The sequence below is a fragment of the Pseudomonas idahonensis genome, assembly GCF_037903935.1.
In the GTDB taxonomy this organism is placed as follows: Bacteria; Pseudomonadota; Gammaproteobacteria; order Pseudomonadales; family Pseudomonadaceae; genus Aquipseudomonas; species Aquipseudomonas danubii.
Genome location: NZ_CP149586.1, coordinates 5,695,796 through 5,708,228 on the forward strand (window position 1 = coordinate 5,695,796; position 12,433 = coordinate 5,708,228).

Genomic DNA, 12,433 nt, shown 5'->3' on the forward strand with positions numbered 1-12,433 from the left:
CGGCTCAGAGCCCCACAGCCCAGGCTATGGGAAGGGTGATATCAAAATCCCTCCTCCACCCATCCTGATCCTTCACAGCAACCCAACCCTTACCATCTGGACCTGCTTCAAGAAATTCTCTTCGGTAAGCAGCATCATTCTTCAGATCGCCGCCTACGCTACTGAGACCAAATATCTGGACATCAAGTCCCTCTAGATCCATCAGCTTTCCTGCAACTAGGGGATACTCATGCTCTAGGTATACAAGAGGGCCATGTTGGAACTTCTCAGCGTCAACTAGATCCCAGGCGGTGACAACCACAGATAAGCGCGGCCGGCTACAGTCCTCGCGACGGGCAAGAGAAAGCTCCAAAAAACGGATCAACTCGCAAAGCATTACCTGCGTGGGGAGACCTGGCTCTTCCTCATCCCCCAGTCGTTCTAATAGCGTTCGCGACGTTACCCAATCGAGTGGCCGGACATCTTGATCCGAGCCAACCCTCACGAAGAGCAAGGCTCCATCAGATCTCTCCAACTCTTCCATCCAGTCAGAGTCGATCTCGCTGTTGATGACTGCGTTACGCCAAAGCTCGCCAGATATATCCGGCACAATGATCCTAGCTTGCGCCCCCCCTTTCGTCGCAGCGACGGCCACCTCAAAGTCTCGGCGTACATCGCTATGCTCAGAACGTGGGGCGAAGTCTCCCGCAAAAATATGCGCAGTAACTTCGAGAACGAAGTTGATGTCCTCGGGCTGTTCCGCAGCATGTAACGCTCCTCCCTCAGCATCGAGAGCTTGCCATAGAGGACCGATATAGTTGGTCTTCCCCGAGTCAGGACCACCCAGCAACACGATTGAGCGACTCATTGGCCTCTCCTGTAGTTTAGATACGCACGTCTATCCTCAGTGGGTTCGGTCGAGCGCCAGAAGATTGGTCGATCAGGCAAAGCACCAATGGTTAAATTGATTAGTTCCGCTAAACCGAATCCTGCAGGCACACTTTTCGGCTCATCAGAAAACGGTGCTACGCCTACGATCTCGACCTCGGCATCCCGTCGACTAAGTTCGGCCCTTAGTCGCTGAGCCACCTGCTCATCGAGGACATGCACATCGTGATGGGTTACTACGATGATCAATCGAGGCCTGCGGCCGTCCAGCATGGATTTCAAACGTGCAGCGAGCTGCCCTACACGAGCAATAAGTCCATTTCGCCTCTCAATATCCGCAAGCGAACGCCCATCGAGAACGACCCAAATGACCTCGGCCGACCTCAAGAAGTCCAGCCGATCAGCTCTCGCTGAATTGACTAGCTCCTGAGTCCACTCCCCTGGTATATCGGGAAGGGCTAGATCGACACGTCTCCCATCCGCGCGCCTAACAAGACCAAGGTGCAAAAAACCAGGGTGACGATCATCCGCCATTTCGGTATGCACTGTCATTTGCTCCGGCGCCCGACCTTCATTCCAGTCCCTTGCACCGCGTGCGATATCCTCGAAACCTGCGAGACTCCTGCTGTCAACAAATGACCAGCCATCCAATTTGGCATGTGAGATCAGCAGGTACAGGCTAGCCAGACATGCAGTTTTACCAGACTCTGGGTCGCCGAGAATACCAACCACATTAACGTATCGCTTCCCCATCATCACGTTTAGCTCATTGAGTCCAAACGTGCGACTGGAAGGGAATGAACGGGTTCGGGCGGGTTCATCAAGTACAGCTGCGCCAAGCCGATCACCGATTGGGGAGGAGACTTCGAAGTCGCTCTGAGCATCTTCCACTGGCTCGCCACCAACCTGATTTGGAGTTCGATTCGAGCACGTTGTAGGATCGCGTTCGAGCGCGCATATTCCTGTCTCGTCGACAGTGCACCCCTCAAATCCGCACGATCCGCTCATAGCTTAGCCGGACCATTCAGTATCAGATTGAGGAAGCCCGCCTCAAGCAGAGCACGCTCCCCCCACTCCGAAGCTCGCCGCTTAACATCCGCGCCGGGGGTATCCACCTCCCCTGTAACCAACGCGTGCAGAAGAGGGAAGACAGATGGGTAGTCGGCTACCCAACGCTCATCGACCTCACCACCGAGCTTCTCTTTGTCATCCACAAGCGCCGCCAGCAACTCTTTCAGATCAAGTTCTGGATCATCCTCTACTGTTCTAAGAATGATCTCGCGATGCACCTCGCAAGGAAGGCGACGAAGCATTTTTGAGCCTTCGATACCGGCAGCGATGACACGCGTCGGCTCGTTGATTTCGGATGGTTGCCTTTTGAGTAAGCGACTACGACCAACTTGCGCCCACCACAAGAAATCTAGTTCCTCTCGATCAAGGGCAGCATTACGGCGCAAAGCCTCAACTGTCTTGGCCATCGATTCGGAGATGTTATGGGTCACTACGCCTTCAGTAGATATAGTGATCTTGGCATTGGAGGGTTCAGGAACGCTCCCTCGCTCTCTAGCGGCCTCGGCAGACTTCGTACTCCAACCAGAAGCCGCATTAAGAACCTCAAGACGTAGGCTTTCTCGCCGAGTCGCGTCTAAAGTTGGTTGAAATGCCAGCGACGACCAGAGCGCAGCAGCATACACATCGCTGATCGACCAACCACTCGACCCAACGCTTGAGCCGAGCATGGAGACCATAGCCATACCTGCGCAAACTCCAACATCAAACGGTCGCTCCTTGTGCAAGTACGAAGAAGACTTCTTCTGGATTGCTGCCTGAACCTCATCCCCCAGCGTCTCGGGAGGAACCCCACTACCGCCAAGCACCTTAGCAACATCAGATGCCTTGGAGATGATTTTTTCTACAGTCTTTTCCTTCCCCCAAGTGCCTGCAAGGCTGGTCGCAGCTGAACGTCGGGAGTTGACGTCATCGTCCGTTACACTGGCGCTGCAAATTCGCATGTGAACCGCAAAATTCTCCATTACCGCACTCCATCCTTTCGCTCGCGAATCAACTGATCAATCATGTGCTCGACCTGCTCCAGCTTGTTCTCTCGCACAAGCCAATCTAGTAATTTGCGCTCTAACCCCTGAGACATTGGTTCATCAAAGTCCTCAGGTATCGCATCCAGATCAACGAGAATACGCAAACGCTCCCCCTCTAAGAGATCACGGAAGAACCGGAGACGAACAATCTCATAGCCCTCTACCGACGGTGGCATTAGCGTTGGTACCTCGTTCGAGGATGCTATTGGGACCATTTCAGGGGCCAGACCTGTTGAGAGTGAAGCTTCCTCTGCGGGTGCTGTACTACTGGGCTGATCCATTGAGGGCAAATCAGGTCGTTTTGCTTTGCGGAAATAAGGGCATCCCAACCGAAATTTTGGCCTTGCTCCACCTAAACGTTGATTGTCCGCCTCAAACTGCGTTCGCTCTGAATTCCAAGCCCTGGGATGAATGGTCACCGATAGGCCATCCGTTTCAGCATCCCAGTCAAACTCAATGATGTTGTAGGTAAAGGTGTATTCCAAATTAGATTTGAAAGGGACAGTAGCACCGGCAGCCAGCATCATCAGGTCACAGCCCGACTCAATATTGTCCACGGACACCTTGGGGTCATGCTCATGGCCTGAAATAAAGACACGTGCTCGGCTTCTAACATATTTTTGAACTTGCTCTTTGTCTTTGTACCAGCCCAATGGGTGGTGAACGAGGACGATGTTCTCGACGCCAGCTACACGAGGAATGGTGAATTGCCGAGCACCTATCATCAGCTCAGGATGCTCATCTCGTTCTTTACCATGGCATAGTAGTGACGAGTTGAACCTGATGAAACGAATCGCTCGTCCAGGTGCCAGAGTAACCATCATCTCAGAGGCATAAATCCCCTCGTTATTGAGGGGGCAGTTGTAGCCGAAGCTAAAGCTCCCATAATCCTTGAAACGGGCAAAGAGTGCCTCCCTAATCGACGGGTCATTTAGGAACTCACCATACTCTGCGGCGCCCCCAGCCCTTATCTGATCGAGAATTAATTTGACGCCCGGAGTGAGCTTTGACCTATCGAGATCATGGTTGCCAGGCACCATCTGCACGCAGTCAATGCCTACCCCTATGCTGGCGGCCAGCTCATCGAGCCATTTAGCAGCTTCGTCGTACTCGGCCTTCACGCCAGTCTGGGCAATGTCACCAGTTACCAAAATCCCGTACGCGGTTCCGCCAGCGATTGTCGAGACTACTTCTTGGGCATCTATGATCAGTTGCTGCTTTACGTCGCCATGAATCTGTACCCGGTCATCCTTTTCTTGGCCGAAGTGGATGTCAGACACATGAACAAAGACTGCAGACATTCGCTCTCCCTACTATGCTGCCCACCAGAACATCGGCACTTCTAACATGTTCAGCGAGATCTGGCGACGATTTAACGGCAAGATGCCACCAGTCATTACTCACGTCTATCCGTACCTACGACAGCAGGGTAGCCCTATCGATGCTGCTCGACCTGTTTCCTCGTGTATTAGCATGAAGTGAATGCGCCTTAAGCAAGGACAGCCTGCGCTCAAAGCCCACAGACAGGTTGCACTCGTTACTCGCCATACGACTGCGTAGGGAGATGACACATCAATAGCCAATGCAGCCCTTCAGGTATGAACAATTGCCCGCCAAACGTTACACGGGGCATGCGTGTAACACACGTCTTGCCGTACAAGGCGAAGTAATGTTTCCAATGAAATACTAATTAAAAACAATGACATAAGTTAAAACGTAACATGAGTAACTTTTGTAACACGACTTTTAGAGACTTCCCCCCAACTCCCCCGAAGCATCATTTCCGCCAGCGAACGCCAAGCACCACCATCAAAAATGCCTCGGGCCCCTGGAGTTTTTTTAGTATACGGGGTCGGAAACCCGCCAGACCTTGTTAGTGGGAGAACTCCCAGATTAGTGAACAGGTGAACCCGGTGAACTGCCTGTTCACCTGTGCATTTGCCCTATGAAATGACCAATCTGGGACCACCATTGCAGATACGGTAACGATGCCCCTTTCTCTTCAAGATCCTTTCAATTTCAACCTTTGAATTTCAGTAAGGTGGAGCGCCTTCCACTACTGAAGTCCCGTGGGTTTCCGACCCCGTATGACTAGCAAACCACAGGGTCCCCGACAGCCGCCTACTTTCCTGTGGCCGTCAAAGCGGGACGTCAGTATCTTGCCCGCTCAATTTCCTGCTAGGGACAGTGTTGTGTTTTGGAAAAGAGAAAGAAAGATAAAGGTAGAGCTGCTTGCACCCATATCGCTTTCGACTCAGGTTGTTCATCCCAAGCCGGACGCATCAGATCAGTCTAGGGACACGAAAACCAATACAGACTTGGCTTTCAAACTTGTCGCCACCGGAGCTCTCAGCACACAAGCCGGACTGGTTGTCTACGGATATTCGGTGTTGGTCGGCTACTATGAAAAATTTGGTATAGACATAAACGAGATTGCGCTGAGCACGCCCACGCTCTTGCTGTATGGGTATATCAACATTTTGTCAGGTGTATTGACTGCGGCCAACAGCGTCCCAATCATCGGCCCTGGGCTGGTGGCTCTCATTTTTATAGGTGCTGCAGCGGCCTTCGTCTCGATGATCACCAAACAGTTAAAGGCCCCGGTGATCATAGGTGTATCGACCTGGATAGGCATGACGATGTTCCTAGCCTTCATGGCTCCGGCCTTAGGCGTGAAGCGCGGCATCACAAATGGCTTGGATGATTTCAGGGAGTACACGAACCTGGAGGCACCGAATGGACTAAAGGATGCGGTGACGGTGATAACAGATAAAGGCGTGAGACTGGTCGGGCATTTGATTCTGGTCGATAGCAAAAGCACCTTCCTACTCGTCGACAAAACTGTTTTCAAAATCGATGGGAGCAAGGGACGCGTCATCCGGGAGACTGAACTGTCACCTAAGGGCCTAGAATTAAAGGTAGAAAAGGCAGCTCCAGGAGTTACCAATAAACTTTAGAGAGCTGCAGCTTGTATGCCCACGTGTATGCCGATCCTTACACCAAAAAATAAAATCCAGCAAAAACAATATCTTACCAACCAAGTTCAAATGACTGTGTACCACCAAGTACTAAAAACGGCTTACCGCAAGGTAAGCCGTTTTTTTATGCCCGCAGAAAAGTGCCGGAGATTACGCCGCATTGATCCACAAACGCGACACCTGCATTGAGCCCCCGCCCGGGGTGAGATAGAACACCGGGGCAGTGTGTGTGAGAGCTGCGCAATCCTCACTTCAAGGGCTCGATAATGACAATAAAAAACCACAGGACTTCAGTCGCCCCCTGGCTGTTCTCGCTCCTGGCAATCACCTGTACCCCAGCCTTCGCCGAACAGGCCTCTACCCCGCCCTCCAATCTGCTGACCGCCGCCGTCGCCTGGAAACAGACCGCCGCCGAATTCGAGGCGCTGTACTACCAGGGCTTCAACATTGCCCGCCTGCAACTGGACCGCGCCCTGCAAGAACACAAGGCCGGCGACCGGCCGCTGGCGATCATCAGCGACGTCGACGACACCGTGCTCAGCAGCAACAGCTACTGGGGCTACATGATCAATTCGGGCAAAGAGTTCTTCGATGACGAGGCCTGGGACAAGTGGGTCGCGGACAATGGCCCTGTGGCCACTCCGGGGGCGGTGGAATTCCTCAAGTACGCTCAATCCAAAGGCGTCGAGGTGTTCTACGTCACCAGCCGCGACCAGGGCGAAAAGACATACGAATACGCCCTGGCCAACCTGCGCAAGAACCAACTGCCCTATGCCGATGAGCAGCACCTGACGGTGTACCGCGACAGCTCCAACAAAGAGCCGCGGCAGCAGGAAATCGCCAAGGACCACAACGTGGTGCTGATGCTGGGTGACAACCTCAACGACTTCAAACGCAAGTACTACGTGGCCGACGTCAAACAGCGCAGCAGCCTGATGACCGATGACAAGGAACAATTCGGGCGCAAGTTCATCCTCTTCCCCAACCCCACCGACGGCCACTGGCTGAAAGCGATCTTCGGCGATTCCGAACCGCCAGCCACCGCGGAAAACCGCGCCAAGTTCAAGGCCGCGGCCGGAGCTAACGCCTGGCAGGTGAAAGACTAACCACGCAACACACAGCCCCGCACAGGGGCGGCCATGGCTCCATTCGAGCCATGGCCCGCTACAGCGACCATCGCACCGTCACCATGGCATTGCGCGGTTCACCATAGATGTCATTGCCGTAGTAGGTATTGGTGCTGATGCTCTGGTAGTACTTCTTGTCGAAGACGTTGTTCAGGTTAAGCCGAAACTCAAGATGTTCGGACGCCCGATAGCGAGTCATCAGGTCCACCAGGGCATAGCCTTTCTGTTCGACGTACATCGGCGTACCCGAGTCGTAGAAATTCACATCCTTGTTGTAGATCCGGTTCTGGCTATAGAGCCCCCCGCCCACAGTCCAACGATGCAAATCTCCCGGCAGTTGGTAAGTGGTAAAGGCCTTGAACACGTGACGTGGAATATCGGTGTCGAACAGGCGGCCGACATTGTCCTCGTTGCCATCCTTGCGATACTTGGCCTGGGCATAGGTGTAGCCCGCCCCCAGCTCCCAGCCCGGCGCCAGCTTACCGTTGACCTCAAGCTCGATACCTTCGCTGCGCACCTCGCCGCTGGCTTCGTAGCACTGCAGGCTGGAGCACTGAGCGCTGACCACCTGCTTGGCGCGATTCACCTGGTCGATCCTGAACACCGCAGCGCTGGCGGTCAGGGCCCCTTCGAAGTATTCGCCCTTGATGCCCGTCTCGTAGTTCTTGCCGACTACGGGCTTGATCAAGCCACCGGAGCTGTCCACTTCCGCTTGTGGGCTAAAGACATCGGTGTAGCTGGCATACACCGAGTGATGGGCGTCAAGGTCATAGACCATGCCCGCATAGCGAGTGAGGTTGCGGGTGACCTTGTAGTCGGTGCTGGAGGCGGTACGCACCCCGGCAAAGCGCGTATCCACATCGTAGTCGTACCAGTCCAGGCGCCCACCCAGAATCAGGGTCAGGGGCTCGGCGAGGCTAAAACGTGAGGTGAGGTAGAAACTCTTCAGCTCGGAGTTGCGCTCCTGGCGCCAGTAATCCAGGTCCATCTGCGGCTTGGGCACGCTATGGGGGTCGGGACGGTAGATGTTGGTCCGCGTCTCGTTGTCCTGGAAATTGCCCTTGCCGCGAAAGGCCAGCTCACGCTGACTGGCCCCCACCACCAGCTCATGCTCACGCCCGAACAGGGCAAACGGTCCGGAAGCGAAGAGGTCGTAGCTGTCTTGCTGATCCTTGTAGTGGTACTGACCGACGTACTGGCCGAACTCGTCGAAATCGGTGCCGAAACGCTCGGTCATCGAACCGAGCATCTGCAAGTCGGACCAGGACTTGCTGGCCGACAGCAACAATTTCCAGCCGTTGTCGAAGCGGTACTCCAGGCGACCAAAGGCCGTGACGTTGTTCTGGTCCCAGTACTCCCAGTCACTGCCCAGGTAGGCCGAGCGCGACAGGTGCAGGTGCCGGCCGTCAATCGCCGCAGGCAGCCCGCCCCAGGTCGTGGTGTTATGCGACGCCTGATTGGTAGTACCCACGGTCAGCGTGGTGTTGTCATTCAAGTCGGCCTCGGCAATGCCGTAGAACACCGAACGCTCGGCATCGGCCACGTCCTGGAAACTGTTCTTGCTCTGGTAGGCAGTCACCAGGCGCCCACGCAACGTGCCACTGTCATTGAGGGCACTGGAGGCATCAATTTCGCTGCGATAATTGTCCCAACTACCGGCACTGGCCGTGATGCTCAGGCGCGGGGCGGCAGTGGGCCGCTTGCGCACCATGTTGATCGCCGCCGAAGGGCTGCCCGTCCCCTGCATCAGGCCGGCGGCGCCACGCATGACCTCGACCCGATCGAAGATCGCAGTGTCGGCCGAAGTGCTCATGTCCCGGCTCAGGTAATGGGACATATCGTTGGCCAGGCCATCGACCATGAGGTTCTGCACGGCAAAACCCCGCGAATAGAAAATCGGTCGCTGTGGTCCGTCCTTGGTGATGGAAATGCCCGGGGCACTCTTGAGCACATCCTCCAGGCTTTGCATGTTCTGATCGTCCATGCGCTGGCGGGTGACCACGGTCACCGACTGTGGAGTCTCGCGAATCGACAGGGCCAGCTTGGTAGCCGTCTGCATGGCGCCGGTGGTGTAGGAGCCGGTGTCTTCGGTGGTAGTGCCCAGAGACGCGCCGGTGATCTGGGTCGGCCCCAGATGCAACGCCGCCCCCGTCGGCAACTTGACCAGGGTATAGCGCGCCGGGCCTTCCTGGCGCAGCTGCAAGCCACTGCCGGCCAGCAGCTGCGCCACGCCCTGACTGAAGGAATAATGGCCCTTGAGCCCCTGGGTAACCAGCCCCTGGGTCTGGCTGGAGCCAAAGGACAGAGTAACCCCGCTGGCCGCGGCAAACTCACTGAGTGCAGTCCCCAGTGCCCCTGGCGCAATGTTGAATTCCTGTGCTTCGCCCACCGCCTCCTGGGCCAGGGCAAACGGCGCAACACAGGTGGCCGCCAGCAGCGTGCCAAGGGTGATGCTCAACGCCGTGCGATTGAAACTGCGCCGCAGGGCGGCCTGGGTGAAACGACTCCGGTGGCTCATGTACGCGTCCTATGCCATAGCAGTAAAGGCGGCTGATTGACCGCTCTACTGATGAGCCGAACGCCAGGCGGAATCGGCAAGGCGCATTGACGATTTTTCTTCAAGCGACCATTCGCCCGTCACGCTTGCACACGCACCCAGTACCTGGAAAACCGGCGCACCCTCACCGGCAACGACAATGGCAGGTTGGCCAGCACCCCATCGATATCATCCAGGCGGAAGGCGCCGCTGATCCGCAGTTGCGCAACTTCATCCGCACACCCCAGGTAGCCAGGGCGGTAACGGCCCAGCTCACGGATGAAATCCGCCAGTCGCCAGTCAAGCGCCACCATCTGGCCCCGGACCCAGGCACTCTCGGCATTGTCCGCCACCCGCAGGGCACCCATCTGCCCGGAGCCAAAGGTCAGCGACTGGCCTTCGGCGACCCTCTGGGCATGTTGCGGATCATCGTTCAGGCGCACCTCCACAGCATGTTGCTGAACCGAGACTCGGCTGAAGGCCGGGTCCAGGCGCACATCGAAACGGGTGCCCAGGGCCCGGATGCGGCCATGGGCGGTTACCACCAGCAAAGGCCGCGCCGGGGCCCGGTCTGCGGCAGTAGTGACCTGGATCTCGCCCTGACGCAGGAAGATCAGCCGTTCTTCATGGCTGTAGGCAACGTCGACCCGAGTATCGGTATTGAGGTGCAGCCGCGTACCGTCGGCCAGCAGTTCTTCCCGGCGCTGGCCGGTGCGCGTGGCGAAGTCGGCGCTATAGGGAGACAGCCGATAGCCGCCCAGCAACGCCGAGCCGCCAGCCATCAGCAGCAGTACCTTGAGGCCCTGGCGACGCTGGATGCCCATTTCCGACAAGACCGGCAAGGCAATATCCTGCGGGACCCCACGCAGCTGCTGTTGCAGCCTTTGCACCCGGGCCCAGGCTCGCGCATGTTGCGCATCGGCGCCAAGCCACTGCTGCCAGGCCTGTTGCTGCGCCGCGCTGACCTGTTGATCGTTGAGGATCAGGTACCAGTCCACCGCTGCCTGCAGGTGGGCCTTGTCCAGGAGAGGAGGCGACGGCACGTTCAATCGTCCATCAGTTGTATGCATTGCAGCAGTGCCTTGCCCAGATGATTCTTGACGGTGGTCACCGACACTCCCAACTGCCGCCCGACCTGCACATAGCTCAGGCCATCCAGCTGCACCATTAGGAAAATCTGCCGGGTGCGCGTGCCCAGCCCATCGAGCAAGGCATCGATGGCCAGCAATGACTCGATGATCAAATGATGGGTTTCAGGAGAAATGTCCTGGGGCTCCGGACGTGCCGCCAAAGCCTCCAGATAGGCCTGTTCCAGAACTCTGCGGCGCACCTTGTCGATCAGCAGGCCGCGGGCGATGGTCGCCAGGTAATGACGGGGCTCTCGCAGTACCGGCAACTGGCGCAGCGACAGCATCCGCACGAAGGTGTCCTGGGCCAGGTCTGCTGCATCGGCACAGTTGCCGGTGCGGCTGCGCAACCAGCCCTTCAACCAGCCGTGGTGGGCGCCATACAGATCTTCGATCTCCAGCGATATTGAAGCCTTGACCCCTGCGTCCATGATCGACCGTCGCTAATGATAATATCTCTCATTATTATCCAGTCGTTTTTTCATGACAACAGAGTCCCCTTCCCGGCAGACCTGAATGCCGCATACTAGGCCTTTCCGGAAAAACCGCAGCACGCTGCGGTTTTTCCACCCAGGTCAGTTGAACGGCTGCGGACGCGGTGTCTGCGCCGAGGACGGCGGCAGCATCGGCAATTTGAAGTCCGGCTGATCGCCGGTCAGCGTCTCGAGGAAAGCCACAATCTGCTGGATCTCCTCATCACCCAGCTTGCGCCCCAATTGCAGCCTGGCCATCACGTCAACCGCCTCCTCTAGCTTCCAATAAGCACCATCGTGGAAGTAGGGATAGGTCAGCGCCACGTTGCGCAGGGTCGGCACCTTGAACAGCATCCGGTCGGCGTCCTTGCCGGTCAGTCCGGCCACGCCCTGGGCCGGGTTCTGGGTGACGTAGGGTTCGATCATGCCCATTTTCTGAAACGAGCCGCCGCCCACCGCCTCGCCGTTGTGGCAGGCCACGCAGCCGATGGACTTGAACAGTTGGTAGCCCTTGAGCGCAGTCGGGCTGATGGCCGCCTTGTCGCCCTTGAGCCAGCGGTCGAACGGCGCGTTGGGCGTCACCAGGGTGTCTTCGAAGGCGGCAATGGCGTTGGTGGCGTCTTCGAACCTGATCTCATCGTTGCCATACACACGCTTGAACGAAGCCCGGTACTGGGGAATGGAACGCAGTACGTCCACCGCCAGGTCATGGGTAAAGCCCATCTCCCCCGGGTTGGTGATCGGGCCGCTGGCCTGCTCCTGCAGCGTCGCCGCACGGCCATCCCAGTACTGGGCAAAACTCAGGCCGGAGTTGAGCACCGTGGGCGAGTTGATCGGCCCCTGGTGCCAGTTGTGGCCGATGGAGGTGGGCAGGTTGTCGCTGCCGCCCATGCTCAGGTTGTGGCAGGAGTTGCAGGAGATGAAACCGGATTTGGACAAGCGCGGGTCGAAGAACAGCTGCTTGCCCAACTCCACCTTGGCCACATCGCTGATCTTCGCCGGCTGCACCGGCAGGATCGGCTCGCTCGGCGTCTCCCCCCGCGCCTCGCTCCCCAGCAGCAATCCGAACACAAGTAACCACTTACAACCGTGCATGGCGTCCTCTCATCAGGCTTATGGTTTGCTGCACCATGTGCCCAACCTCCCCCAGCCGCCCTGACTCAGATCAATCGGTGGCCGGGTGCACGCCTGCCTGCGACCCTATGTACAGGGCCGCTGTCTAGCGTCTT

At 57.0% G+C, this 12,433-nt stretch carries 10 protein-coding genes; 2 read left to right on the forward strand and 8 right to left on the reverse strand.

From position 1 onward, the window contains the following. Positions 1 to 4: 4 nt before the first annotated feature. From WIN67_RS25725 to WIN67_RS25740, 4 genes are all read right to left on the reverse strand, one after another. Complete coding sequence (locus tag WIN67_RS25725) at positions 5 to 847, reverse strand: hypothetical protein (protein WP_339070209.1); 843 nt, start codon at positions 845 to 847, stop codon at positions 5 to 7. Further along, positions 844 to 1,758: a TRAFAC clade GTPase domain-containing protein gene (locus WIN67_RS25730; RefSeq protein WP_339070210.1), complete on the reverse strand. Its 915-nt coding sequence runs from the start codon at positions 1,756 to 1,758 to the stop codon at positions 844 to 846. The genes WIN67_RS25725 and WIN67_RS25730 overlap by 4 nt, the downstream gene beginning before the upstream one ends. A 113-nt stretch (positions 1,759 to 1,871) precedes the next feature. Beyond that, entirely contained in the window at positions 1,872 to 2,900 is a 1,029-nt protein-coding gene (locus tag WIN67_RS25735) for a GTPase-associated system all-helical protein GASH (protein ID WP_339070211.1), read from the reverse strand. Further along, a complete protein-coding gene (locus WIN67_RS25740; RefSeq protein ID WP_339070212.1) occupies positions 2,900 to 4,264 on the reverse strand; it encodes a metallophosphoesterase in 1,365 nt (454 codons plus the stop codon). Before WIN67_RS25740 ends, WIN67_RS25735 begins: the two co-directional genes overlap by 1 nt. 858 nt (positions 4,265 to 5,122) lie before the next feature. Between WIN67_RS25740 and WIN67_RS25745 the strand changes: the two genes are divergently transcribed. Further along, positions 5,123 to 5,920, forward strand: coding sequence for a hypothetical protein (locus WIN67_RS25745; RefSeq protein ID WP_339070213.1), 798 nt, complete (start codon positions 5,123 to 5,125; stop codon positions 5,918 to 5,920). Positions 5,921 to 6,207: 287 nt separating this feature from the next. Beyond that, on the forward strand, positions 6,208 to 7,047 hold the full coding sequence (locus WIN67_RS25750; protein WP_273906670.1) for a 5'-nucleotidase, lipoprotein e(P4) family: 840 nt from the start codon (positions 6,208 to 6,210) through the stop codon (positions 7,045 to 7,047). Between the two features lie 58 nt (positions 7,048 to 7,105). Here the strand turns inward: WIN67_RS25750 and WIN67_RS25755 are convergent, their stop codons facing one another. The 4 genes from WIN67_RS25755 to WIN67_RS25770 form a co-directional block, all read right to left on the reverse strand. Then, positions 7,106 to 9,586, reverse strand: coding sequence for a TonB-dependent siderophore receptor (locus tag WIN67_RS25755; RefSeq protein ID WP_339070214.1), 2,481 nt, complete (start codon positions 9,584 to 9,586; stop codon positions 7,106 to 7,108). 119 nt (positions 9,587 to 9,705) lie between these two features. Next, positions 9,706 to 10,647, reverse strand: a complete 942-nt coding sequence (locus WIN67_RS25760) for a FecR domain-containing protein (protein ID WP_253085007.1) — start codon at positions 10,645 to 10,647, stop codon at positions 9,706 to 9,708. A 2-nt stretch (positions 10,648 to 10,649) separates the two neighbouring features. After that, on the reverse strand, positions 10,650 to 11,162 hold the full coding sequence (locus WIN67_RS25765; protein ID WP_213665947.1) for a sigma-70 family RNA polymerase sigma factor: 513 nt from the start codon (positions 11,160 to 11,162) through the stop codon (positions 10,650 to 10,652). A 144-nt stretch (positions 11,163 to 11,306) separates the two neighbouring features. Further along, positions 11,307 to 12,275, reverse strand: coding sequence for a cytochrome-c peroxidase (locus WIN67_RS25770; protein ID WP_306408978.1), 969 nt, complete (start codon positions 12,273 to 12,275; stop codon positions 11,307 to 11,309). Between the last annotated feature and the right edge of the window lie 158 nt (positions 12,276 to 12,433).

Excerpts from the sequence above, each read along its gene's own strand:
- WIN67_RS25725 (WP_339070209.1), bottom strand. The coding sequence starts at position 847 with ATGAGTCGCTCAATCGTGTTGCTGGGTGGTCCTGACTCGGGGAAGACC.
- WIN67_RS25735 (WP_339070211.1), bottom strand. The coding sequence starts at position 2,900 with ATGGAGAATTTTGCGGTTCACATGCGAATTTGCAGCGCCAGTGTAACG.
- WIN67_RS25765 (WP_213665947.1), bottom strand. The coding sequence starts at position 11,162 with ATGGACGCAGGGGTCAAGGCTTCAATATCGCTGGAGATCGAAGATCTG.
- WIN67_RS25755 (WP_339070214.1), bottom strand. The coding sequence starts at position 9,586 with ATGAGCCACCGGAGTCGTTTCACCCAGGCCGCCCTGCGGCGCAGTTTC.
- WIN67_RS25740 (WP_339070212.1), bottom strand. The coding sequence starts at position 4,264 with ATGTCTGCAGTCTTTGTTCATGTGTCTGACATCCACTTCGGCCAAGAA.
- WIN67_RS25750 (WP_273906670.1), top strand. The coding sequence starts at position 6,208 with ATGACAATAAAAAACCACAGGACTTCAGTCGCCCCCTGGCTGTTCTCG.